The organism is Ensifer sp. MJa1, assembly GCF_037026475.1.
GTDB lineage: Bacteria > Pseudomonadota > Alphaproteobacteria > Rhizobiales > Rhizobiaceae > Ensifer.
Genome location: NZ_JAKUMO010000012.1, coordinates 68,605 through 91,567 on the forward strand (window position 1 = coordinate 68,605; position 22,963 = coordinate 91,567).

Sequence of the window (22,963 nt, forward strand, 5' to 3'; positions counted from 1 at the left end):
TATCCCTTGTCCAGCGTTTGCGGCCGCACCCGCCCCGATAGGGTCCGGACAGCGGCTCGCAAGGTTTGACAGCGCTTCGCCCCTGAGGACGAGCGTCGAGTCAGCCGTTTGATGATGACCGCCGACAATGAACGTCGGATTAATGGACATCAGCCGGATGGAATGATGCCTCAGGGTTTCAGGCGGCTCAGGAACTGGGCGAAGACCATCGTGCCCTCCGGCCAGGGTCCGTGGCCGGATTCGGTGTTGATGTGCCCGGATTCGCCGGCATCGACCAGCAGCGAGCCCCAGGCATTGGCCATCTCGTCCGCATGCTCGTAGGAGCCGAACGGGTCGTTGCGGCTTGCGACCATCAGCGACGGGAACGGCAAGGGATCGCGCGGGTAGGGGCCGAAGGTCATCAGATGCTTCGGACGGATCGTCGGATTGGCCACGTCCGGAGGGGCAACCAGGAAGGCGCCGGCGATCGGCTTCTGGCAATAGGGCAGGGCGTGGAGCGCCGTTGCGACGCCAAGCGAATGGGCGACGATGACCACGGGCTTTTCCGCCGCGTTGACCTCTTCGACCATGCGCGCCACCCAGTCCTCGCGCACGGGCTTTGCCCACTCCGCCTGCTCGACGCGGCGTGCGGTCGACATCTTCCGCTCCCAGCGGGTCTGCCAGTGCTCCGGTCCGGAGTTGGTGTAACCGGGAACGATGAGGATATGGGCGTCGGAAACTTTCATAGTGGCCGCGATGTGGCGCCGAAAGACGCCGAAGTCAAGATCTACAGTGCTACGCGCCCTTCAAGACAAGCTGTGGTCATCGATGTGCTTTGAGGTACACCCCTAGATCGGCAACAGTTTGATGATCCACGGGGAAGGCGACAGCGTCATCATTTTCTGTATAATCGGGATGACGGTCGCGGTTGGTGCGGCTTGGTTTTGTCGCATCGGTGTTCCGTGGCCGCTCTGGTTCGTTGAGGAGTGTGAGCCATGACAACATTCCATGTTCTGTCGGGAGCGGACGCGAGTGTCGCCCACCCCGGAATAAAGAAGATCGCCGTCTCGGACGTGTTCGATGCGTTGCGCCTCGGGATCGACGATTTTCGTGAAAAGCCGTCGCATTACGTTTTTCTGTGCCTGATTTATCCGATAGCCGGCGCCGTGCTGATCACCTGGAGCGCGGGGGCGAACATGTTGCCGCTGCTTTATCCGCTGGTTTCCGGCTTTGCCCTGGTCGGCCCGGTGGCCGCAATCGGCCTTTATGAGATCAGTCGACGGCGTGAACTTGGGATGGATTATTCCTGGCCGCACGCCCTGCGGCTGCATCGCTCGCCTGCATTGCCGTCGATCATGGCCGTTGCGCTCATGCTCTTCGTGGTCTTCATTGCCTGGCTGCTGGTCGCGCAAGCGCTCTACGTGCAGATCTTCGGCGCCGAACCGCCGGCTTCGATCGCCGCCTTCTGGAATGGCATCATCGGCACCGAGCAGGGCTGGAACCTGATCCTCGTCGGCAACGCCGTCGGCTTCGTCTTTGCCGTGGTGGTGCTTGCGACCACCGTCGTATCGTTCCCCCTCATGATCGATCGGGACGTCGGAGCCGTTGCCGCAGTTGAAACCTCGATCCGCGCCACCCTGGTCAATCCAGTGCCCGTCGCGGCCTGGGGTTTCATCGTTGCCGCTGGCCTGGTGATCGGCTCGATACCCGTCTTCGTCGGTCTCGCGGTCATCATGCCGATCCTTGGCCATTCGACCTGGCACCTCTATCGCAAGATGGTCGAGCCGGGTCCGCGCGCCCGCTCACGGTAACTTCGGACGGTTCCTGGCGCGACCGCGCGGGGGGCCGGTCCCTTCTGCGAACATGAAAAGCGCCGCGCGTCGATCGACGCGCGGCGCTTTTGAGCTTGGATATCCTCCGGCCAACGATCTAGCGGAAGAACTTGTAGTAGGACGAGATCTGGGCCGCGGTGTTGGAAGACAGCTTGAGCTTGATGCCGATCCTGTCGCCGCGGTACCAGCGGACCATGCCGGTCAGGAAACCCAGTTCTTCGCTCCTGATCGTCACCTCCTGTCCGGTCTTGGCGCCGATGTCGAAAAACAGCTGGAAACAGATCCCTTCGTTCGAAAGGTCCTTGACGACGCCGTTGCTGGTCCCGGTCTTGCAACTCACCGTGCCAGTTATTTTGGTCTGTGTGCGTGGTGCGGCACGCTCAGTACTGTCCTTATAGGCCATGTGATCCTCGCGCCTGGATTGACGAGCCAGCACCATCACACGGAATGACTGAATTTCGGGCTAAAACAAATGCCCGCATTTGAGCGATGTGCGCCAAATGCGGGCATGACCGCCAGATGTTGATGGCCAGCGACGCGATGTGAGCGCCGCTGCGAGCGCTTACGTCAACCGAAGACGCGCTTGAAGATCGTGTCGACGTGCTTGGTGTGGTAGCCAAGGTCGAACTTTTCGCGGATGTCTTCCTCAGACAGCGCGGCCCGGACTTCGGCGTCGGCCAGCAGTTCCTCGAGGAAGTCCTTGCCCTGTTCCCAGACCTTCATGGCATTGCGCTGCACGAGGCGATAGGCGTCCTCACGCGAAACACCGGCCTGCGTCAGCGCGAGCAGGACGCGCTGCGAATGAACGAGACCGCGGAACTTGTTCATGTTCTTGGTCATGTTCTCGGGATAGACGAGCAGTTTGTCGATGACGCCGGTCAACCGCGCGAGCGCGAAGTCGAGCGTTACCGTCGCGTCCGGGCCGATCATGCGCTCGACCGAGGAGTGCGAGATGTCGCGCTCGTGCCAGAGCGCAACGTTTTCCATGGCCGGCACGGCAAAGGCGCGAACCATGCGGGCAAGGCCCGTCAGGTTTTCGGTCAGGACCGGGTTGCGCTTGTGCGGCATGGCCGACGAGCCCTTCTGGCCCGGAGAGAAGTATTCTTCGGCCTCAAGCACTTCGGTGCGCTGCAGATGGCGGATTTCGGTCGCCAGGCGCTCGATCGACGAAGCGATGACGCCCAGTGTGGCGAAATACATCGCATGACGGTCACGCGGGATGACCTGGGTCGAAACCGGCTCCGGCTTCAGGCCGAGCGCCTTGGCGACATGCTCTTCAACGCGCGGATCGATGTTGGCAAAGGTGCCGACGGCGCCGGAGATGGCGCAGGTCGCGACTTCCTCGCGTGCGGCCAGAAGGCGCTGCTTGCAGCGGTCGAATTCGGCATAGGCAAGCGCCAGCTTGACGCCGAAGGTCGTCGGTTCGGCATGGATGCCGTGCGAGCGGCCAATCGTCACCGTGTCCTTGTGTTCGAAGGCGCGACGCCTCAGCGCTTCGAGCAGTTTGTCGAGATCGGCAAGCAGAAGGTCGGTCGCACGTACCAGCTGGATGTTGAAGCAGGTGTCGAGCACGTCAGACGACGTCATGCCCTGGTGAATGAAGCGGCTGTCCGGACCGACGAATTCGGCAAGATGCGTCAGGAAGGCGATGACGTCATGCTTGGTGACGGCCTCGATTTCGTCGATGCGCGCGACGTCGAAAGTGGCAGCGCCACCCTTTTCCCAGATCGTCCGGGCCGCGTCCTTCGGGATCACGCCGATTTCGGCGAGCGCATCGCAGGCGTGAGCCTCGATCTCGAACCAGATGCGGAACTTGGTTTCCGGCGACCAGATGGCCACCATTTCCGGCCGGGAGTAACGCGGGATCATGGGCTTTAGCTTTCGTCGTCAGTGGAGGATGGCCGTGCCTCTAGCAAAGATAGCCGCGAAGCTCAACGCCGTTGGCTCGAACGGCCGCTCGCAAGCCACAAACTTGCGGCAACCAGCACCAGCCCGCCAAGCGGCAGATAGAGACGGATGCCCAACACCAGAAACTGGAAGATCGCGATGAGCGACGTGAACGTAAACTGGAAGAACCAGGTTCTGCTGCCGGCCGGCGCGTGCCACTGGGCGTAGAACTGGCGGTAATCAAGCGCGAAGAGCGCGGCCGTCGTCGCAATGGTGCCGAGCGAGAGGAACAGCAGATAGGCGGCAAAACGGGTTTCCGGCCGGCGGCCGATGGCAGCAAACCGAGCCAGGAACAAGGACGGTGGCCAGGCGATGAGGGCGCCGAGGCCGAAGAGCAGGAGCAGTTCCGACAGATGAAACGTCAAGGCGCGTTCACGCAGCCACAGGCCGCACCAGGCCGAAAGCGCCATTGCCGCGCCCCACAAAGGGGCACCAAGCCCGATCTGCAACGGCGTCGGGATCGCCCGAGCGAGGCGGCCCTGTTTCCGTGTGCCGTCCGGCGCATGACTTTTGCTCGTGTCGGCGCCGGCGGCTGCATCGTTCATTGCTGGATCCGGGTGGGGATCGCGATCCAGCGCCCGTCGGTCGTGCCCTCAAAGCCAAGCGATTGCACCAGCACCATGATGACATGGGTTTCAGAGCCGTCGTCGTTGCTGTGGGTGACAGCGCCACCGACGCGATAGCCGGTCGGGCAACGGCGGCTTTCCGGTATGCGACTATCCTCCTGCAGGACGTCGCTGGAGGCCTTGCCGGCCTTCATCGTCATCGACAGGCGAAAGCCCTTTACCTCCTTCAGGAAGTCCTTGCAGATGCCTTCCGGCTCGAAAGTCTTCTCCTCGAGAGCAACCGAATAGGTCTTGCGGAAGGCCTCGTCGGCCGCAAACGCATCATAGGTCAGCGTGAGCGGCTTGCCATTGGCCTCCGTGATCGGATTGTAGGCGGCAAGCAGCCCCGGCGCATCGGCAAGCCGATAGGCGTCGATCAGAGGCGCTGCGCGGCGGCGGGCCTCATGCCTTGCCTTGGAAAGCGGGCTGCCGTCCTCGCGCGCGACCGCCCGGACCGGCGCGCCCGGCAGAAAGCTGTCGTTGCGCGTGTCGATCACGTAAATGGTCGAATAGGGAAATCCGGAGCCGTCCTGGACGCCGTATTCCTCGAAGGCGAAGACATTGCCGTCGGCCGAAAAGCCGATCGGCTGGAAGGCGGCATAGTCACCGGCGACTGCCGGCGGCGCGACAGCAGCCGTTGCCGACAACAGCAAGACGCCGGGGATTGCCGCGCGCATCATCAGCGATAGGCCTTTTCCGCCGGCGAACGGATCGCCTCGATAGCGGAGCGATAGGCATCGACCGAACCACCTTTGAAAATCGCCGAGCCGGCAACGAGCACGTTGGCGCCGGCGCCGCTGGCAACGGCTGCGGTGTCGGGCGCAATACCGCCGTCGACTTCGATCTCGATCGGCCGGTCGCCGATCATCGCCTTGATGCGACGGATCTTTTCAGCCGTGGCCTCGATGAACTTCTGGCCGCCGAAACCGGGGTTGACGGTCATGACGAGGATCAGGTCGACCTGATCGAGCACGTATTCGATCGCGCTTTCAGGCGTTGCCGGGTTGAGCGACACACCGGCCTTCTTGCCGAGCGACCGCACGGTCTGGAGCGAGCGGTGCAGATGCGGACCGGCCTCGGCATGCACGGTCAGGATATCGCAGCCAGCCTTGGCGAAGGCCTCGAGAAACGGATCGGCAGGCGAAATCATCAGGTGGCAATCGAAGGTCGCGTCGGTGTAGCGGCGCAATGACTTGATTACGTCAGGCCCGAACGTGATGTTCGGCACGAAGTGGCCGTCCATGACGTCGAGATGGATCCAATCGGCGCCGGCATCGACGACGTCGCGGACTTCCTGCCCGAGCTTGGAGAAATCAGCCGCCAGGATCGACGGTGCAATGCGGATGGGATGGGTCATGGCGCGCTCCGGCTTGTTTTTCCGCGCAATAGCACCGCTGGGCCGCGCAAACAACACGGTCAGCGATCAAAGCTCCGTCAGCCCGATCGGGATAATCTCGCGCAACGAGCTCAACCGCAACACCGGCGCCTCCGCGCGCCGCAACCCTTCCGCTTAAAGCGCGGACCAGCAGGGCATGAGGTCGCCCTCTGCGGGCGTCGCATCATGAACACCGCGGGCGATGGCGCGCGCCATGGTGGATGCGGCGACGGCCCCAAGATCGATGAAGTCCTCGAGTGTCGGCGTCTTGCCGCTGGCCCCGGTGGCCAGCGCGAAGATCAGGTCACCGTCGAGCGGCGTATGCGCCGGCCACAACGCCCGGGCAAAACCGTCATGGGCTGCGATCGCCAGGCGCTTGGCTTCGGCCTTGGTCAGCACGGCATCGGTGGCGATCACCGCGATGGTCGTATTGGCTGCGGCGGATTGCCGGTCGCGGAACTTGATGCGGATATCGGCGGCATCAGCGGGCAGCGGATGCGGCAGCCCGAGCGCTCCGAACTCGCCGTTGAGCTCGAGGGGCGCAGCCCAGAAATGTCGGCTGGATCCCACCGTCGCCGAGCCGAGTGCGTTGACGGCCACCAGGGCGCCGACGGTGATGCCATTTGGAAGCACGGTCGATGCCGAGCCGAGGCCGCCCTTGAGTGTCGCGGTCAAGGCCCCGGCGCCGGCGCCGGCAGTGCCGGTCGAAAAGGAGGCTGCGGCGCGGCGCACGGCCTCGTAGCCGAGCTCGCGATAGGGCGGGTACCGGCCCCAGTCCTTGTCGCCGCCATTGATCAGGTCGAACAGGATCGCAGCAGGCACGATCGGCACCCGGTGCGGTCCGACCGCAAAACCGCGGCCCATCTCGCGAAGCGCTGCCTGTGCGCCGGAGGCAGCATCGAGCCCGAAGGCCGATCCGCCGGAAAGAACGAGGGCGTCGACGGTCTGCACGGTGTTGTGCGGGTCGAGCAGATCTGTTTCACGGGCGCCGGGGGCGCCACCGAGGACCTGGACCGCTGCCGTTGCCGGCGGGTCGCAGACGATCGCCGTGACGCCGGATTTCAGCCGGTGCTCCTCGACATTGCCGACGGTCAATCCTGCAACATCGGTAATCAGGTTTCGTTGGCCGGTCTTCATCATTGCGCGCCTCCCTCGGCCGGCACAAAGCGATCGCCTTGCCACTGCATCAAACGGTAGGGATTGACGGCACGCTCATGCTGTCCATTGAAGGCGATCGGCCCGAGCACCGTGGCGTAGGGTCCCTTGGCAAGCGCATCCAGCAACGGCTTGTCGTCCTTTTCGGCCTGATCCTTGGCCTGTTCGAGCAGCGAGATGGCAGCAAAGGCGGGCAGGACATAGCCGTCGGGCTCAATGCCGGCCGCACGCAAGGAATCCGCGACCGGTTTTCCCTCCGGTGATTGAGTTGCATCCGGCAGCGTTACCGCGAGCACGCCGTCCGCGAGCGGTACGGTGAGGTCAGCGGCATTCAAGGCGTCGCCGCCGAGCAAGGTGAGGCTCGCGCCTTCGGCTTCTGCATCGCGTGCGATCACCGCCGTATCCTGCCGGTCGCCACCGGTGAAGACGTGGGTGGCGCCGCTCTTGACGAGACGCCGGACCAGGCTGATCTGCTGCTCCTGCGCCGGGCGGTAGGTATCGGTGAAGACCGGTGTCAGCCCGATCTCGCCGAGGGCCGTGCGCACGCTCTCGACAAGTTCCCGGCTGTGGATCGTGCCATCGTCGATGAGGGCGATGGGCTTGTCCTTCCAGCGGTGGAGGATGGCATCGACGATGCTTGCAGCCTCGGCGTTGCCGGCCGGTGCAAGACGGAAGAGCGGCCATTTCTTCTTCAGCGCGTCCTCCATCAGGATTTGCGAGCGCACGCTGAGGGTGAGGGCTGGCACACCCGCCTCGGCGAGTGCCGGCAGTACCGCGTCGAGGCTCTCGGTGCAGAGAAAGCCGATCGCGGCTTCGGCGCCGGCCGCAAGCAGGGCCTTCGTCAGTGCTTCGCCGCCCGCGGGCTCGCAGCTTTCGGGAATGACGACGATCTCGCTGCCTCGGTCACCGGCCTGGAATGTCGCACCATCGATGATCTGCTTGCCGAGCAGGGAAAACGCTCCCTCGGTGGGAGCGACGACGGCGACCTTGAGGCCGGCGGCGACTGCGGGTGCCGCCTGGGCCAGGCTGGCAACAATGAGACTCGTGACGATCGATCGAAGCATGCAAATTCCCCGCCGCCGCACCATTCCCGCAATCGCCATCGATTTCAGGAGAACGTTATGCAGCGTGTCCGACAAATGCTGCCGCACCCTTCGTCTAAAGCTTGGGGCGCGCAGCGGTAGTGGCCGCATGTTTTAAGGAAGTGCCTTCCGGCGTCAAAGGAAAAGATGAGGCATTGGCGGTCGCAGTTCGATCCGCGTCGCTGCCATGTCGCAGATCCGCAAGATTCTCTTGGCGGCGGGTTTCATATTTTCCGGCAGCGTCTATGTATGTGCCTGACATCGCCTGGAGAAAGATGTGTTGGAGAAGACCCGACTGGACCCCATTAGTTATCGCGACGCGATGAGCCGTATGGCCGCTCACGTGCAACTCATCACAGTTGCGGATGGCAGCGAACGGCGTGGGGTCACGGTGACGGCCACATGCTCCGTGTCAGACAATCCACCGACGATCCTTGCCTGCCTCAACGGCGCCAATCCGCGCAACGATATCTTTGCCCGCAGCGACAGCTTTGCGCTGAACCTGCTTGGCGACGATCAGCGCGCACTTGCGCACGCGTTTTCCGGTCGCGACCAGCTCGACATGAACAGTCGCTTCTCGCTCGGCCAGTGGACGCAACTGACGACCGGCGCACCCATTCTCGTTGGCGCCGTTGCGTCGTTCGATTGCAGGTTGATCGAGGTTAAGACGATTGCAACGCATCTGGTGCTGTTCGGCGAGGTGGTCGACGTGGCGATCGGATCGGCCCGGCCGCCACTCATTTATCTGGACCGCGGTTATCACTCGCTATAAGTTTTTTGTTGCGAGCAAGGTCCTTTAGCGACCCAAGAACATTGCCGTAACATATTGAGCAAGCCGGCGGATCTGACGATGTGCCAGCACTCAGACAGGGCGAATCTGGCCGTGGCGGAGGAGACATGGCAACACCGGCAACCGACGGCCTGCCGCAGTCCATCGACGAAACGATGGCGCTGCTGGAGGCGCATGACTATCTGGCGGGCACGGCGCTCGCAACGGTGCTGTTTCTCGCATTGAGGATGAAGCGGCCGCTGTTTCTCGAGGGCGAAGCCGGCGTCGGCAAGACCGAGATTGCCAAAGTACTGGCGCGTGCGCTTGATCGGCCGCTGATCCGGCTGCAGTGCTACGAGGGCCTCGATGTCGCCTCGGCCGTCTACGAATGGAACTATCCGGCGCAGATGCTGGAGATCCGCCTGTCGGAAGCTACAGGAAAAGCCGATCGAAAGCGGATCGAAAGCGACATTTTTTCCGAACGCTTTCTGATCCGCCGCCCGGTTCTGCAGGCGATTTCTTCCAACGCGGGTCGCGCACCCGTCTTCCTCATCGACGAGCTCGACCGGACAGATGAGGCGTTTGAGGCCTTCCTGCTGGAAGTATTGTCCGATTTCCAGGTCACAATTCCGGAACTTGGGACGATACGGGCGGACGAACCGCCGATCGTCATCATCACCACAAACCGTACGCGCGAAATCCATGACGCCCTCAAGCGGCGCTGCCTTTATCATTGGGTCGATTACCCCAAGGCAGCGCAGGAGCTGGAAATCATCCGCCGCAAGGTTCCCGGTTGCAACGCGATTTTGTCGCGCGAAGTCATTGCCTATGTGCAGCGGCTGCGGACGATCGACCTGTTCAAGAACCCGGGAGTTGCCGAAACCATCGACTGGGCGACGGCACTGACCGAGCTCGACCGGCTGGCGCTCGACCCGGAGACGATCGCCGATACGCTCGGAACGCTGCTTAAATACCAGGACGATATTGCCAGGATCGATGGGGCAGAAGGGCGAAAACTGCTCGCGGAGGTCAAGGCCGAGCTTCTGGCTGCGGGTTGAGAATGGTATCGACAGAGCAGCACCCCGATGGTGTCAGTTTCCCGCCGCTTGCAACCGGCGAAGGGCGACTTGCCGACAACATCGTGTTTTTTGCGCGGGCTCTACGGCGCGCCGGTATCAAGATCGGCCCCGGCGCGGTCGCCGACGCGATCGACGCCGTATCACTGATTGGCATTGGCGGCCGGGACCAGTTCTATGCCGCCCTGCAATGCATCTTCGTCAAGCGCCACGAAGACCAGCCGGTGTTCGACGAAGCCTTCCGGCTGTTCTGGCGCTCGCGCGGCCTCGTCGAAAAGATGATTGCGATGATGTCGCCGCTGGCGCCCGAGCGCGAAAGCGAACGCCAACAGCGGCGAGCCGGCGAGACACGCGTCAGCGATGCATTGCTGTCTGGACACGAAGCGGATCGACCAGCACGCGACGAGCCCGAAATCGAGGTCGACGCGCGCTTTACTGTCTCGGGGCGAGAACTGCTGAGAAGGGCCGATTTTGCCCAGATGAGCACGGTCGAACTTGCCGAGGCCAAGCGCGCCCTTGCGGCGCTGACGCTGCCGCTCGATCGCGTAGCGACGCGCCGCTTCCGGCCGTCCCACAAGCAGGTCCGCATCGATCCGCGCGCCACCATGCGCGATGCCATGCGCTTCGGTGGCGAACTGATCCTGCCGCGGTTCCGCGAGCGCCGCTTCGTGCACCCGCCGCTTGTCGTGCTTGCCGACATATCCGGCTCGATGAGCCAGTACACCCGGATCTTTCTGCACTTCTTGCACGCACTCACCGAACAGCGTCAGCGCGTACACACCTTCCTGTTCGGCACCCGGCTAACGAATGTCTCGCGACAGCTGAAAAACCGCGATCCGGACAAGGCGCTCGATGATTGCGTGGCCGCCGTCAGGGACTGGTCCGGTGGCACGCGCATCGGCGAGACGCTGCATGACTTCAACCGGCGCTGGTCACGGCGCGTGCTCGGGCAGGGCGCCATCGTGCTGATGATCACCGATGGCCTGGAGCGCGACGACACAAGCGAACTCGAACTGGAGATCGACCGCCTCCACCGCTCCTGCCGACGCCTGATCTGGCTAAACCCGCTGTTGCGGTTTGATGGCTTCGAGGCTCGTGCCCGCGGCGTAAAGGCAATGCTGCCGCATGTTGACGAATTCCGCTCGGTGCACAATCTTGAGTCGGTGGCAGACTTGGTACGATCGCTGTCCGGGCAGGGATCCCGACAAGCCGATCCAAGACGTTTCCTTGGATCGCGGCCATGAGAAGGATGGGTTCGATTGCGGATCGCAAATATGATATATTCCAATGCGTTATATTTCTTTGTTCAGAGTGGACTGTAAAGCCCGCTGATCGTGAAAAGAGCGCGCGCCGCTGACGACTGGAGGATGGTGGAATGCAAGAGGCGGCCAATGTTCTCGAACCACTCGACATTGCCGAAGCGTGGATGAAGGAGGGCCGGCAGGTGGCGCTCGCAACGGTTATCGAGACCTGGGGATCGGCGCCGCGTCCGGCAGGCAGCCACCTGGTAATCGATGGCAGCGGCAACTTTCAGGGCTCCGTCTCCGGCGGCTGCGTCGAGGGGGCCGTCATCGTCGAGGCGGCTGAGGTCATCGCCACCGGTACCGCCAAGGTGCTCGAGTTCGGCGTGGCTGACGAAACGGCCTGGCGTGTCGGACTTTCCTGCGGCGGCAGGATCCGGGTGTTTGTCGAGCGGATTGACGGCTGAACGATGGAACTGGCAGTTCTTCAGAAACTCAATCTGTGGCGCGCGGCACGTCGGGCCACCGTCGTGATCGGCGACCTTTCGGGCGGAAGCCGCGTCTTCCTCGAAGGCGAAAGCTTTCCCGAGGCGTGGTCTCCGGCAATCGTCGCCGCGCTGCGCTCCGGGCGGCCGGGCATCGTGGAAGCCGATGGACGCTCCTTCTTCCTCAACGTCTATCTGCCGCCGCCGAGGATCCTCGTCATTGGCGCGGTACACATCTCGCAGGCGCTGGCGCATATGGCGCCGGTCGCCGGCTTCGACATGACGGTCGTAGACCCACGCACCGCCTTTGCCACGCCCGAACGCTTTGCCGGCGTCGAATTGATCGCCGATTGGCCGGAGGAGGCATTGAAATCGAGGCCGCTCGACCGCTTTACCGCGCTCGTTGCCGTCACGCACGATCCGAAGATCGATGACGAACCGTTGCGCGCGGCACTGGCAGCGCGTTGCTTCTATGTCGGTGCGCTCGGCAGCCGCAAAACCCATGCGTCGCGTGTTGAACGCCTCAGGCGTGCGGGTGTCTCCGACACCGAGATCAATCGGATCAGCGCACCGATCGGCCTTGACATCGGTGCCGCCAATCCGGCGGAGATTGCCGTCGCGATCCTTGCAGACATCATCGAGGCGCTCAGGCGGCGCGATGTCGGCGTGGCCGCTGGAGGCGCGCCATGAAGTTCGGGCCCATCAGCACCGCTGAGGCGGAAGGCGCGGTCCTCGCGCATGCGCAAAGATCTGGCGACCTCCGCCTGGCCAAGGGCCACCGGCTTCTGGCCGCAGATGTCGCCGCGCTGAAAGATGCGGGCATCGAGGAGATCATCGCTGCGCGCCTCGACCCCGGCGACTTGCTGGAGGACGACGCAGCAGCGCGTATAGCCGAGGCGATCGCCCCTGATCATCTGCGTTTTTCGCGTGCCGCCACCGGCCGGGTCAACATTTATTCGCGGGTTTCCGGCCTGTTCGTCGCAACACGCGCAACCGTCGACCGGCTGAACCGGATAGATCCGGCAATCACGCTTGCCTGTCTCGACGACCATGTTCCGGTCCAGCCCGGCGACATGGTGGCGACGATCAAGATCATCCCGCTTGCGGTAGCCGGACACCTGGTCGAGCAGGCGCAACAGCTTCTGCAGAACCACCCGGCCTTCGAGGTCAAACCCTTCGCACCGCGCCGAGTCGCGCTGATAGCAACGCAGTTGCCGTCGTTGAAAACCCAGGTCATGGACAAGACCCACGCCATTCTGGCGGCGCGTCTGCGGCAGTCTGGGAGCGAGCTTCTAACCGAGCGGCGCGTCGCGCATGCAGAGGACGCGGTTGTGGCTGCCATTGAGGAATTGCGCGCGAGCCACGATCTCCTGGTCGTCTTCGGCGCATCGGCTGTTGCCGATCCGCACGACGTCATCCCGGCTGCAATCCGGCGTGCCGGCGGCAGCGTCGACCATGTGGGCATGCCTGTCGACCCGGGCAATCTCATTGTCGTTGGCCGCATCGGGGACGTGCCGGTCATCGGGGCGCCCGGCTGCGCCCGCAGTCCGCGGGAAAACGGCTTTGACTGGATCCTCGACCGGATCCTTGCGGGTGAGTGGCCAAGTTTCGACGATATCACCGGGCTTGGGGTCGGCGGATTGCTGACGGAGATCCCGACGCGCCCGCAGCCGCGCGAACTCGCAACGACGCCTCCATCTGGTACAGTCGAGATCGTGGTGCTTGCGGCCGGGCGCGCCAGTCGCATGGGGCCGGATGGCGGGCATAAGCTGCTGGCGACCTTCGACGGAGTGCCACTGGTGCGCCGCAGCGTCGAAGCCGCAATCGCATCGGGATACGGAAAGGTTACGGTCGTTACCGGTCACCGCGAGGGTGATATTCGTTCAGCACTTCAGGGCTTGCCGGTCAACTTCGTGTCCAATCCGGCCTATATGAGCGGCATGGCCTCGTCGCTCATCACCGGCCTGTCCGCGATCGGCAGTCGCGCCGGCGGCATGCTGGTCATGCTGGCCGATATGCCCGGGGTGACCGGCGGCGATTTGCGCAAGATGGTCGAACGCTTTGCCGATGAAGGTGGCGGTGTCATCGTCCGAGCGACAGCGGACGGGCAGCGCGGCAATCCGGTCATTCTGCCACGGCCGACGTTTTCGGCGATCATGCACCTGGTTGGGGACGTTGGCGCAAGGCACATCATCTCGAAATGCGGGCTTCCGGTCATCGACGTCGAACTGGGCACTGCCGCGCGCCTGGATCTCGACACACCGGACCAGATTGTGGCGGCCGGCGGCTTGTTGGAGGGATGAAGCGTGGACAATGCAGCGATCGAGGACATGTTCGAAACGCTCGGCCCGGTCACCATCAAGCGGATGTTTGGCGGCAAGGGCATCTATTTCGAGGGCGTGATCTTCGCACTGGAAGTGGACGGTGAAATCCTGCTCAAGGGCGACGACCACACCGCGCCGGCCTTCGAAGGGGCAGGCTCCCGGCAATGGGCCTATGACGGCAAGGGCAAGCCGGTGAAGATGCCCTATTGGAGCATTCCGGACGACGCGTTTGACGACCCGGACGAAATGGCGCGTTGGGTACGCCTTGCCTTTGACGCAGCCTTGCGCTCCAGGAAATAGAGCGACCAGCGTTATCCGCGCGACGCTGCTGCCGCGCAATTCTCAATCTCAGAAAGTAATGGAAGAGCCGCCTCGTGCGGCCGTCGGTGCGGCGATTACGCGCGCTGTTCTGCCTTGCACAGCGCCACGGCGGTGTCCGCCGCAAAACGCGATAGCGGTTGGGGCAGGGCATCGAGGTCGAACCAGCCAAACTCGGAGAACTTGTCCGGCTCTGTCAGTTGCGGCTCGCCGGAAAAACTCCGGCTGACATAGATCATCGAGATCCAATGTTGCCGATCGGCTTCAATCACCTGCTCGCTCAGGCAGAGAAAGTCGGTCGCATGCACGACCAGGCCGCTCTCTTCCTCGGCCTCACGCCGAGCCGCCGCTTCAGAGCGTTCCATATGGTCGACCTTGCCGCCGACAATGTTCCAGTGCCCGGCCTCGGGTGCGTTCACGCGCTTGTAGAGCAGGAGCTTGCCATCGCGCACGATCGCAAGCCCGCAGCCGAAGCCCGGAAAGTCGACGCCCGGCAGACCCATGGTCTGATCAGGCCTTGCCGACGATCAGCATGAAGGCAGGGATTTCGTCACCGAAGCCGACCGGGGTCGGGCCGTCGTCATAGTCACGACGGTGGCGGTTGCGGCGGTCGCGATTGTCGTCGTTTGCCGGGTTCGATGCGCGCACCGGACGATCGGCACGGTTGTTGTGTCCCTGCTTGTTTTCTGCGTTGCGCGCCGGTTTCACCGATTCCGCCCTTTCCGCGACTGTTTCAACTTCCGCCTCACTATCAACACGGACGGTATCGGATTTATGATCGGAACGGCCCCTCGAGCCGCGATCCCCATCTTTTTTCCGGTCCTTGCGACCGTCGCGGTCACGACCACGATCGCGGCGACCGCTGTCGTGGCTTTCCATCGGTTCGGGCAGATTGTTGAGGTCGCCGTTCAGCCATTCGACCTTCTGGCCGATCAGCTTTTCGATCGCATCGGAGAACTTGGTGTCGCGCTTCGTCACCAGCGTGAAGGAAGCACCGGAACGGCCGGCACGACCGGTACGGCCAATGCGGTGAACGTAGTCTTCCGCATGGATCGGAACGTCGAAATTGAAGACGTGGCTGACGTCAGGGATATCGAGACCACGCGCGGCAACATCGGAAGCGACGAGCAGCTTGATGTTGCCGTCCTTGAAGTTCGCAAGCATGGTCATGCGCGAGCGCTGGTCCATATCGCCATGCAACGCGCCGACGGAGAAGCCGTGGCGATCGAGCGAACGGAACAGGTCGGCGACGTCCTTCTTGCGGTTGCAGAAGATGATCGCGTTCTTCAGTTCGTCCTGGGCGCGAATCAGATCGCGCAGCACCGCGCGCTTCTCGTAGTCCTTGGCGTGTGCGGCGACAAAGCGCTGCGTCACGGTCTGCGCCGTCGAGGCCGGGCGGGCGACTTCGACACGCTCCGGGTTCTGCAGGAAGCGGTCGGCGAGCTTCTGGATTTCCGGCGGCATGGTTGCCGAGAAGAACAGCGTCTGGCGGGTGAACGGGATCAGCTTGGCGATGCGCTCGATATCGGGAATGAAGCCCATGTCGAGCATACGGTCGGCTTCGTCGATGACGAGGATTTCAACGCCGGTCATCAGGAGCTTGCCGCGCTCGAAGTGGTCAAGCAGGCGGCCGGGCGTGCAGATCAGCACGTCGGCGCCGCGCTCGAGCTTGCGGTCCTGCTCATCGAAGGAAACGCCACCGATCAGAAGCGCAATGTTGAGCTTGTGGTTCTTGCCGTACTTGTCGAAGTTCTCTGCAACCTGAGCGGCGAGTTCGCGCGTCGGCTCGAGGATCAGCGTGCGCGGCATGCGAGCGCGGGCGCGACCCTTTTCGAGCAAGGTCAGCATCGGCAGCACGAAAGAGGCCGTCTTGCCCGTACCCGTCTGCGCGATGCCCAGAATGTCACGTCGCTGCAGGGCCGGCGGAATGGCGCCAGCCTGGATTGGGGTCGGGGTTGTGTAGCCCGCATCGGTAACAGCGGAGAGAACTTTTTGGCTCAGGCCAAGGTCAGCAAAATTGGTCAAAGGGAAATCTGTTTCCGTTCCGGTTCAATAGAACACTGATCGATCGATGGAAAACGCACGAGCACGTGGCGGCGCTCTTAAGCCGAACGACGCCGAAAGTCAAGAAATCCAGCACGTTGAAGCGGCAAAAGGTAAACAGCGGCGAATCTGTCGCATTTCTTGTCAAGGCGCGACGGGCGCCTAACGCTCAGTTCATGTAGCTTGCGAGCTTGCTGCTGGCGTCCAGAAACCGCATCGGATCCACCGCAGCACCGTTCAGGCGAATTTCATAGTGCAGGTGCGGTCCAGTCGATCGCCCGGTGTTGCCGGACTTGGCAATGACCTCGCCGGCCTTCACCTGATCGCCAACCCGGACGAGCACTGCGGAGAGGTGGGCGTAGCGGGTCGAAACGCCGTTGCCGTGGTCGATCTCGACCATGTTGCCATAGCCGCCGGTCAACCCGGCATTGGTGACGGTGCCAGGCGCGGTCGAGCGAATGCGAGTGCCTGTGGTTGCGCGAAAGTCGATGCCGGCGTGAAGCGCGAGGCGGCCGAGAAACGGATCGAGGCGGTTGCCGAAGTCGCTGGTGATGTCGCTCGCCGGAGAGGGATTGCCGAACGGCAACAGGCGCGCCTGCGCCCTGGTCCGCTCGAGTTCGACAAGAGCGCTGTCGAGCGCCGCCAGCGATCTGCCAAAATCGTCTTCTACCACCGGCTCGACAAAGGGACCACCGATTGCACCCTCCGCAGACGCAGACGTTGCGCCCGTCGGAGCGAGTTCCGCCACATCGCCAACGGGCAGGGTCACGCCCGTATGCTCGACGATGCCGCGAATTGCGTGAGATGTCTTTGACGCGCCCTGGGTCAGTTGCTGCAACCGCGCCATCTGGTCGCGTTCAACGTCCTTCAGCGAAAGCGTGACTTTCGAGAACAACCGATCGGCGCGATCGGACGTTGATTCGGTCACATTGGGAGCGGCATAACCGAGCGCCCTTGGCCGAACTGCACCGTCGACTGCGGCGCTGCCCAGGCCCATCAGCTTCTCGATCGCCTTCACCCCGCTGCTCGCATCGGCACGTTTGTCATAGGCGAGGGGCTCGACGGCCGGAGTATCGTTGGTTTCGGTCGTCAAGCCGGAGCTTTCCGCCCGTTCGACCAGCGCGCCGAGCTTGCCGTTGCGCGATGTCAGCGCCATCTGCTGGCGCAAAAGCTTCTCGACCTTTTCCTCGACCACCTGCTGGTCGAGCAGTTGCCGGCTGGTGACCCGATCGACCTGGGCCCTGAGCGCGGTGATTCGGTCCTCGTATTCGTGCTGCATGCGGGCCTGGCGGGCGATCGTGCCGCCAATGAGATCGTCGCGAAGAACCAAGTAGGACGTGGCGGCGAGATAGCCGATGCTGCAGACCCCGGCGAAGGACACGGCAAGGGCCGCCATCCACGGCCGCACTGTCATGTGACGAACCTTGTCGCCACTCGCCAGGATCAGAACGTGATTTTCCTTACGTTTTCCGAAAGCACGATTTGCCGAACGTCCAGACACCCGTTCTCTCCCGCCAAGTGCGCGTTGCCTCGCTCACCTGTGGGTCATTACACTTTGTTAGGGTTAACAATTCATTGATCATGATTGCGCCGGCGCGACGGGAAACGGTCTGCCACCGCTGTTTGCCGTCAACGGTTGGTCGAAGCGGTCATCGATCGGTAGAAGGACGGCGTGAGGCCGGCCTCGGCGCGCGCGATGTCGTTGAACGGTGCTTTCAGCGGCCCGCGGAAATTGCTGCGCACCAGCGCCTGGAACGTCGTCGCCGGGTCTTTCTTTTCGCGCGCACACAGGAAGCGGAACCATTTGGCGCCGACGGCGACATGGCCCTTCTCGTCCTCATAGATGATGTCGAGCACAGCAGCACTTTCGAAGTCGCCGGTTTCGCGCATCTTCGCCTGCAGCGCCGGCGTCACATCGAGGCCGCGCGCTTCAAGGATGAGGGGCACCACCGCCAGCCGCGCCGTCAGGTCGTTGCGTGTGTCGTGGGCCGCCTGCCAGAGCCCGTCATGGGCCGGCAGGTCGCCATAATCCGCTCCGAGGTCCTTCAGCCGCTGCCGCACCAGACGGAAGTGTTTGGCTTCCTCGAAGGCGACACGCATCCAGCCGTCGAAAAATGAGTTGGGGACCTGCTCGGTCGCAAAGCGGGCGACGATATCGAGGGCCAGATCGACGGCATTGAGTTCGATATGGGCAATCGAATGAAGCAGGGCTATGCGGCCCTTGAGGGAAACCAGGGACCGCCGCTTGACCTGGGTGGGCGGAATGAGTTCGGGCTTGTCGGGGCGGCCCGGTCGCAGCGGTACCGGTCGATCGAGCGGCGAGCGCAAGGACAGCTTGCGGCACTGCCAGCGCCTGGCGGCCTCCTGCGCCAGTTCCGTCTTGACCTCAAGATCGGCGGCCAGGATCGCTTCGACGGCAGCGCCTCGAAGGCTGTGAAAAGCCGGCAGTTCGGTCATGGCCGCATCCTCAAAGCGCCTTTGCCGCGTCCAGGACCTCACGGGCGTGCCCGTCGACCTTCACCTTCTCCCAAACCCTGAGAACGACGCCGTCAGCGCCGATCAGGAACGTGCTGCGCTCGACGCCCATGTACTTGCGGCCGTACATCGTCTTTTCCACCCAGACGCCATAGGCGTCGACGACAGCCTTTTCTTCGTCGGCGGCGAGCGTAACGGTTAGGTTGTGCTTCTTGGCGAAGCGATCGTGCTTCTTCACCGAATCAGGCGAAAGCCCGATCAGGGCGATACCGGCGGCAGCGAATTCGTCGACCAGTTCGGAGAAGGAGATTGCCTCGAGCGTGCAAGCCTGCGTGTCGTCCTTCGGATAGAAGAACAACACGACCGGCCGGCCGCGCAGGGCAGAAAGCGAAATCGTGCCGCCACCGTCGCGCGGCAGCGTGAAGTCGGGAGCGACATCGCCTGGGACGGGTCTTGCCATGAATAAACCTTCCTTCCGCCAAGTTTTGCAGACAATCGGACGCTACTGCGAAGTGCTACAGCGACCTTTGCGCGTCTGATAAGACGCGCGGCGCTGTAGGGCATATCGAAATTCGTCAACTATCGTCCAGCGCATTTGTGCTAGATTCGACAGGTTTCGGACGGCTTGGGCCGCTACGAAGCGTGACTGTCGGCTGCGCGCGCGATTCCCGTTGCTGAGTGCCGGCTTTCCACAGCATGGTCCCGCGTCTCATCGTGACTCTGCATGACGACATGTGGTCTAGAGTAGCAAGCAGTCGTCGCCAGCCGCAGCAACGCAATGGGGCGGCATTGACGCTCGAAATGAACGAAGGGCATCCGCGCTGATGAGTGAAATCCGCGGCGAAAAAGTCGGCTTTCGCAAGAAAGACATCGTCGCTTTGCATGCGTTGCCTTCAGCGCAGGCACACGATCCCATCATCGTGCACGCCCCACGCAAGAACGGGATCCTCCGTTTCTGCGCCAAAGTCGCGATGGGCCTGTTTCTTTGTGCTTTCGTGATCGGGGCGAGCCTCGTTGCCGTCATCGAAAGCGGAATGATGGACAGCACGCTGAATGCGCGAGCCCGCACAGCGCTCAATGCTGCGCTCGGCGACGCCTACCGTGCCGAAGTCGGCAGCACCGTCATCCGCATGACCAGCAACGGCGCGCTCGCACTCAAGGCGCGGGAGGTGGCACTTAGCGAGGCGACGTCCGGCCAGCCCGTCGCCAGGCTCCGTTCGATTTCGATCGCGCTCGACCCCGTCGCGCTGATGACCGGACGCATTGCCGTCTCAAGTCTGGAAGCGGACGGCGGTGAATTCGACACCGGGCTCCTTCCCAGAGGCGAACCGCTCGACCTTACCAAGGTCCGCATCGCCGACGTTGGCGAGGCGCTCGAAGCAATCTTCGCCCATGTCGACCGCATGTCGCAGATGGCGGCGGGGCGCGGCAGCCAGACGGTAACGCTTTCCGATTTCAATTTCTCCGTCGTCGGCGCGCGCAAGCGCGTCGTGCCGATCGTCGCCTCGGAACTGGAGTTCAATCGCGAGTCAGACGGCTCGATGAGCGTCAAGGGCAACGTCACGATAGACGGGGTGGAGGTCGAGCTCAGCGCTGGCGCTCTTGGTCAGAGCGGGCATGTGACCGGCTTTGAAGCGGCAATCACCAACCTGCCGCTTGCGCCATTCTTTTATCACGGCAAGTCGGGTGCCGAGCAGGCCTTTGGCATTGATGCGACGGCTGGGCTGACACTCAAGGCCACACGCGCGGTCGGCAACGCAAAGCCGGATCTGCGCGTTTCGGTGCGCACCTCCAAGGGCGCGTTCCACGCGGGCGGTCTTGTCTCGACCGTCAATCCTTCGCAGGTGGATATCGCCTACGATTTCGAGCGTTCCGCGATCGAGATCCTCCCGTCCGTGGTCAAGATGGGGCGCTCGAACTTTCCGTTCACCGGGGCCATCATCGACCTCGACAAGATGGCTGGCACCACGGAAAAGGGCTTTGCCATCGACCTGCTCTTGAAGAACGCCAGCTCGGCGCCTGAAGACATCGCCGAGCAGCCGTTGGTCTTCGATGCCAAGGCGACCGGCCGGTTCACATCCGACACACACCGACTGATCTTCGACGAGCTTGCCGTATCGAGCCCGCTCGGCTCGATGTTTGGATCGCTTTCGGTCGCTTTCGGCGAGACCTCGCCGCAGATCAGTTTTGCGTCGGTCAGCGATCGGTTGGAGGCAACCGCGGTCAAGCAATTGTGGCCGTGGTGGATCGCCAAGGGTGCTCGGCGCTGGGCCATCGGCAATCTTTTCGGCGGTACCGTCACCAATGCGCGCATCGAAGTGTCGCTCGCCGCCGGTCGGATCGCCAATACCGAGGGTGAGTTGAAGCTCAACGAGCAGGAACTCAACATCAACTTCGATATCGACGACACGCGCATCAACATCACAGGCGAAATTCCGCCACTGCGTGACACGTCCGGCCAGTTCAAGCTGAGCGGCCAACGGATGACGGTCCAGGTGGGGCAGGGCACAGCCTTTTTCCCATCCGGTCGTTCGGTGGCGCTGAATGGCGGTGATTTCATTCTTCCCGACGTCTACACCAAGCCGCTGATGGCAGAGATGAAGATCGAGGTCGGCGGCAATGCCGACGCGATTGCCGAGCTCGTCAGCTACAAGCCGATCCAGGCGCTGCAGAAAACACCGTTGCTGCCGGAAGATTTCAGCGGTCCGCTGACCGCTCTCGTCGGCGCACGCTTCGGCCTGATCTCGGACCAGCATCCGCCGAAGCCACTCTGGCAGGTGGAGATGCAGCTCGAAAAGGTCACCGTGAACAATGCAATGTTCGGGCGCGCGGTATCGGACCTCGCCGGAACCTTCCGGGTCGACAATCAGCAGGCGGTGCTCGATGCGGATGCGCGGATCGAAGGCGCCAAAGTCAAGATCGCGCTGACGGAACCCGTCGATGCGAGCTCGACCGTAAAACGTTCGCGCGAAATTTCGGGCACGCTGGACGAGGGCGTCTGGCAGAAACTCATTCCCGGTCTGTCGCGGATCGTGTCGGGGCCGATCACGGTCGATGTCGCGATCGACGAGGCCAACAGGCAGAAGGCCAAGGTCGGCCTTACCAAAGCTGCGTTGTCGCTTCCCTGGATTGGCTGGAGCAAGGGTGTCGGGATCCCGGCCGAAGTGCAGTTCACGTCGAGCATCGAGGGCGAGATCGCGACGATCAGCGATTTTGCGATCGCCGGCGACGGTTTCGGCGCACGTGGCTCGCTGAAGGTCGACGATGGTGGCCTGCTCTCGGCGGATCTCGATAGTGTCCGTTTGGCCCAAGGCGACGATTTCAAGGTCGACGTCGATCGCGCCAAGGGTGGCTACACGGCGACCCTGAGTGGCGCTGCCGCCGACATAAGGCCAATCCTGGCGCAGTTGAAGTCCGGGAGCGACCAGAACCAGAGCGGCGGCGACGACGTCACCATCAAGGCCCAGCTCGACCGTGTCACCGGTTTCAACGGAGAAACGCTGTCCAACGTCAATCTGGTCTATGCCGAGCGGGGACGTCAGATCGAGGACGTCAACCTTTCAGCCGTCACTGACAGCGGCCAGGCGCTGGTCGCGCGGCTGGCCAAGGCCGGTGCCGACAATACGCTTGAGGTGACCACCGGTGACGCCGGATCGCTGGCGCGATTTGCCGACATCTACCAGAACATGCGCGGCGGCCTGCTTAATCTGAAACTGCGTGATCGAGGGGGGCGCTCATGGCGCGGGACCGTCGATATCCGCAAGTTCCAGCTCGTCGGGGAACAGCGGCTGCAATCGATGGTATCGACGCCGACGGGCGCCGACGGACGCAGCCTCAACCAGGCGGTCCGCCGCGACATCGACGTCAGCAGCGCCCGCTTCGAGCGCGGTTTCGCACAGCTTGCACTCGACCGCGGTGCGATCCGTATCGATGGCGGGGTGTTGCGCGGTACCGACGTCGGAGCGACCTTCCAGGGAACCGTGCGCGACAACAACGGCAACATGGACATGACCGGCACCTTCATGCCGGCCTATGGGCTGAACCGTCTCTTCGGTGAGCTTCCGCTGATCGGCGTGCTGCTCGGCAATGGGCGCGACCGTGGTCTGCTTGGCATTACCTTCAAGCTCAACGGCCCCTTCAACCAGCCGAAGCTGACGATCAACCCATTGTCGATCATCGCGCCGGGCGTCTTCCGCAGCATTTTCGAGTTCCAATGAAAAAGGCCGGCGCAATGGCCGGCCTCTCAGCGCTACATCA

22 protein-coding genes are annotated in these 22,963 nt (G+C 63.0%); 9 read left to right on the forward strand and 13 right to left on the reverse strand.

The genetic code is table 11. The annotated features are described in order from the left end of the window. Positions 1-170: 170 nt before the first annotated feature. Positions 171-725 (reverse strand): RBBP9/YdeN family alpha/beta hydrolase, encoded by a 555-nt coding sequence (locus MKZ91_RS17305; RefSeq protein ID WP_336172305.1) that lies wholly within the window; start codon positions 723-725, stop codon positions 171-173. A gap of 249 nt (positions 726-974) precedes the next feature. On the opposite strand from MKZ91_RS17305, the gene MKZ91_RS17310 reads away from it, so the two are divergent. After that, on the forward strand, positions 975-1,790 hold the full coding sequence (locus tag MKZ91_RS17310; RefSeq protein WP_336172306.1) for a DUF2189 domain-containing protein: 816 nt from the start codon (positions 975-977) through the stop codon (positions 1,788-1,790). Positions 1,791-1,908: 118 nt separating this feature from the next. On the opposite strand, the gene MKZ91_RS17315 is transcribed toward MKZ91_RS17310, so the two are convergent. The 7 genes from MKZ91_RS17315 to MKZ91_RS17345 all read right to left on the reverse strand — a co-directional run bounded on the left by MKZ91_RS17315 (position 1,909) and on the right by MKZ91_RS17345 (position 7,957). After that, positions 1,909-2,214, reverse strand: a complete 306-nt coding sequence (locus MKZ91_RS17315; protein WP_336172307.1) for a PilZ domain-containing protein — start codon at positions 2,212-2,214, stop codon at positions 1,909-1,911. Between the two features lie 164 nt (positions 2,215-2,378). Beyond that, positions 2,379-3,680, reverse strand: a complete 1,302-nt coding sequence (purB, locus tag MKZ91_RS17320; protein WP_336172308.1) for an adenylosuccinate lyase — start codon at positions 3,678-3,680, stop codon at positions 2,379-2,381. Between the two features lie 62 nt (positions 3,681-3,742). Beyond that, complete coding sequence (locus tag MKZ91_RS17325) at positions 3,743-4,303, reverse strand: hypothetical protein (protein ID WP_336172309.1); 561 nt, start codon at positions 4,301-4,303, stop codon at positions 3,743-3,745. Beyond that, a complete protein-coding gene (locus MKZ91_RS17330; RefSeq protein WP_442892307.1) occupies positions 4,300-5,043 on the reverse strand; it encodes a DUF2259 domain-containing protein in 744 nt (247 codons plus the stop codon). The genes MKZ91_RS17325 and MKZ91_RS17330 overlap by 4 nt, the downstream gene beginning before the upstream one ends. Further along, positions 5,043-5,720 carry a ribulose-phosphate 3-epimerase gene (gene rpe, locus MKZ91_RS17335; RefSeq protein ID WP_336172310.1) on the reverse strand — a complete coding sequence of 226 codons (678 nt, stop codon included), beginning with the start codon at positions 5,718-5,720 and terminating at the stop codon, positions 5,043-5,045. Before rpe ends, MKZ91_RS17330 begins: the two co-directional genes overlap by 1 nt. Before the next feature lie 153 nt (positions 5,721-5,873). Continuing rightward, positions 5,874-6,878, reverse strand: coding sequence for a P1 family peptidase (locus tag MKZ91_RS17340; protein WP_336172311.1), 1,005 nt, complete (start codon positions 6,876-6,878; stop codon positions 5,874-5,876). Further along, positions 6,875-7,957, reverse strand: coding sequence for a branched-chain amino acid ABC transporter substrate-binding protein (locus MKZ91_RS17345; protein ID WP_336172312.1), 1,083 nt, complete (start codon positions 7,955-7,957; stop codon positions 6,875-6,877). The genes MKZ91_RS17340 and MKZ91_RS17345 overlap by 4 nt, the downstream gene beginning before the upstream one ends. Before the next feature lie 340 nt (positions 7,958-8,297). Here MKZ91_RS17345 and MKZ91_RS17350 point away from each other — a divergent pair, with 340 nt between their 5' ends. From MKZ91_RS17350 to MKZ91_RS17380, 7 genes are all read left to right on the forward strand, one after another. Further along, positions 8,298-8,747, forward strand: a complete 450-nt coding sequence (locus MKZ91_RS17350; RefSeq protein ID WP_336172399.1) for a flavin reductase family protein — start codon at positions 8,298-8,300, stop codon at positions 8,745-8,747. Positions 8,748-8,872: 125 nt separating this feature from the next. Beyond that, complete coding sequence (locus MKZ91_RS17355; RefSeq protein ID WP_336172313.1) at positions 8,873-9,802, forward strand: AAA family ATPase; 930 nt, start codon at positions 8,873-8,875, stop codon at positions 9,800-9,802. A 2-nt stretch (positions 9,803-9,804) separates the two neighbouring features. Beyond that, a complete protein-coding gene (locus MKZ91_RS17360; RefSeq protein ID WP_336172314.1) occupies positions 9,805-11,064 on the forward strand; it encodes a vWA domain-containing protein in 1,260 nt (419 codons plus the stop codon). Between the two features lie 131 nt (positions 11,065-11,195). After that, positions 11,196-11,528 (forward strand): XdhC family protein, encoded by a 333-nt coding sequence (locus MKZ91_RS17365; protein WP_336172315.1) that lies wholly within the window; start codon positions 11,196-11,198, stop codon positions 11,526-11,528. A 3-nt stretch (positions 11,529-11,531) separates the two neighbouring features. Continuing rightward, positions 11,532-12,236 (forward strand): XdhC family protein, encoded by a 705-nt coding sequence (locus MKZ91_RS17370; RefSeq protein ID WP_336172316.1) that lies wholly within the window; start codon positions 11,532-11,534, stop codon positions 12,234-12,236. Further along, complete coding sequence (locus MKZ91_RS17375; protein WP_336172317.1) at positions 12,233-13,849, forward strand: NTP transferase domain-containing protein; 1,617 nt, start codon at positions 12,233-12,235, stop codon at positions 13,847-13,849. The genes MKZ91_RS17370 and MKZ91_RS17375 overlap by 4 nt, the downstream gene beginning before the upstream one ends. 3 nt (positions 13,850-13,852) lie before the next feature. Further along, positions 13,853-14,170 (forward strand): TfoX/Sxy family protein, encoded by a 318-nt coding sequence (locus MKZ91_RS17380; RefSeq protein ID WP_336172318.1) that lies wholly within the window; start codon positions 13,853-13,855, stop codon positions 14,168-14,170. 95 nt (positions 14,171-14,265) lie between these two features. Here MKZ91_RS17380 and MKZ91_RS17385 read toward each other — a convergent pair whose 3' ends face one another. The 5 genes from MKZ91_RS17385 to MKZ91_RS17405 all read right to left on the reverse strand — a co-directional run bounded on the left by MKZ91_RS17385 (position 14,266) and on the right by MKZ91_RS17405 (position 19,166). Further along, positions 14,266-14,691, reverse strand: a complete 426-nt coding sequence (locus tag MKZ91_RS17385) for an NUDIX domain-containing protein (RefSeq protein ID WP_336172319.1) — start codon at positions 14,689-14,691, stop codon at positions 14,266-14,268. A 7-nt stretch (positions 14,692-14,698) separates the two neighbouring features. Then, positions 14,699-16,213 carry a DEAD/DEAH box helicase gene (locus MKZ91_RS17390; RefSeq protein WP_336172320.1) on the reverse strand — a complete coding sequence of 505 codons (1,515 nt, stop codon included), beginning with the start codon at positions 16,211-16,213 and terminating at the stop codon, positions 14,699-14,701. A 187-nt stretch (positions 16,214-16,400) separates the two neighbouring features. Beyond that, positions 16,401-17,732, reverse strand: coding sequence for a M23 family metallopeptidase (locus MKZ91_RS17395; RefSeq protein ID WP_336172321.1), 1,332 nt, complete (start codon positions 17,730-17,732; stop codon positions 16,401-16,403). A gap of 128 nt (positions 17,733-17,860) precedes the next feature. After that, a complete protein-coding gene (locus MKZ91_RS17400; protein WP_336172322.1) occupies positions 17,861-18,688 on the reverse strand; it encodes a ferritin-like domain-containing protein in 828 nt (275 codons plus the stop codon). Between the two features lie 10 nt (positions 18,689-18,698). Further along, positions 18,699-19,166 carry a peroxiredoxin gene (locus MKZ91_RS17405; RefSeq protein WP_336172323.1) on the reverse strand — a complete coding sequence of 156 codons (468 nt, stop codon included), beginning with the start codon at positions 19,164-19,166 and terminating at the stop codon, positions 18,699-18,701. A gap of 364 nt (positions 19,167-19,530) precedes the next feature. Here MKZ91_RS17405 and MKZ91_RS17410 point away from each other — a divergent pair, with 364 nt between their 5' ends. Further along, positions 19,531-22,923: a YhdP family protein gene (locus MKZ91_RS17410; protein ID WP_336172324.1), complete on the forward strand. Its 3,393-nt coding sequence runs from the start codon at positions 19,531-19,533 to the stop codon at positions 22,921-22,923. Positions 22,924-22,963 lie beyond the last annotated feature (40 nt).

Excerpts from the sequence above, each read along its gene's own strand:
- rpe (WP_336172310.1), bottom strand. The coding sequence starts at position 5,720 with ATGACCCATCCCATCCGCATTGCACCGTCGATCCTGGCGGCTGATTTC.
- MKZ91_RS17350 (WP_336172399.1), top strand. The coding sequence starts at position 8,298 with ATGAGCCGTATGGCCGCTCACGTGCAACTCATCACAGTTGCGGATGGC.
- MKZ91_RS17365 (WP_336172315.1), top strand. The coding sequence starts at position 11,196 with ATGCAAGAGGCGGCCAATGTTCTCGAACCACTCGACATTGCCGAAGCG.
- MKZ91_RS17345 (WP_336172312.1), bottom strand. The coding sequence starts at position 7,957 with ATGCTTCGATCGATCGTCACGAGTCTCATTGTTGCCAGCCTGGCCCAG.
- MKZ91_RS17375 (WP_336172317.1), top strand. The coding sequence starts at position 12,233 with ATGAAGTTCGGGCCCATCAGCACCGCTGAGGCGGAAGGCGCGGTCCTC.
- MKZ91_RS17370 (WP_336172316.1), top strand. The coding sequence starts at position 11,532 with ATGGAACTGGCAGTTCTTCAGAAACTCAATCTGTGGCGCGCGGCACGT.
- MKZ91_RS17360 (WP_336172314.1), top strand. The coding sequence starts at position 9,805 with ATGGTATCGACAGAGCAGCACCCCGATGGTGTCAGTTTCCCGCCGCTT.
- MKZ91_RS17400 (WP_336172322.1), bottom strand. The coding sequence starts at position 18,688 with ATGACCGAACTGCCGGCTTTTCACAGCCTTCGAGGCGCTGCCGTCGAA.
- MKZ91_RS17355 (WP_336172313.1), top strand. The coding sequence starts at position 8,873 with ATGGCAACACCGGCAACCGACGGCCTGCCGCAGTCCATCGACGAAACG.
- MKZ91_RS17410 (WP_336172324.1), top strand. The coding sequence starts at position 19,531 with ATGAGTGAAATCCGCGGCGAAAAAGTCGGCTTTCGCAAGAAAGACATC.
- MKZ91_RS17305 (WP_336172305.1), bottom strand. The coding sequence starts at position 725 with ATGAAAGTTTCCGACGCCCATATCCTCATCGTTCCCGGTTACACCAAC.
- MKZ91_RS17405 (WP_336172323.1), bottom strand. The coding sequence starts at position 19,166 with ATGGCAAGACCCGTCCCAGGCGATGTCGCTCCCGACTTCACGCTGCCG.
- MKZ91_RS17325 (WP_336172309.1), bottom strand. The coding sequence starts at position 4,303 with ATGAACGATGCAGCCGCCGGCGCCGACACGAGCAAAAGTCATGCGCCG.
- purB (WP_336172308.1), bottom strand. The coding sequence starts at position 3,680 with ATGATCCCGCGTTACTCCCGGCCGGAAATGGTGGCCATCTGGTCGCCG.
- MKZ91_RS17310 (WP_336172306.1), top strand. The coding sequence starts at position 975 with ATGACAACATTCCATGTTCTGTCGGGAGCGGACGCGAGTGTCGCCCAC.
- MKZ91_RS17340 (WP_336172311.1), bottom strand. The coding sequence starts at position 6,878 with ATGATGAAGACCGGCCAACGAAACCTGATTACCGATGTTGCAGGATTG.
- MKZ91_RS17315 (WP_336172307.1), bottom strand. The coding sequence starts at position 2,214 with ATGGCCTATAAGGACAGTACTGAGCGTGCCGCACCACGCACACAGACC.
- MKZ91_RS17385 (WP_336172319.1), bottom strand. The coding sequence starts at position 14,691 with ATGGGTCTGCCGGGCGTCGACTTTCCGGGCTTCGGCTGCGGGCTTGCG.
- MKZ91_RS17330 (WP_442892307.1), bottom strand. The coding sequence starts at position 5,043 with ATGATGCGCGCGGCAATCCCCGGCGTCTTGCTGTTGTCGGCAACGGCT.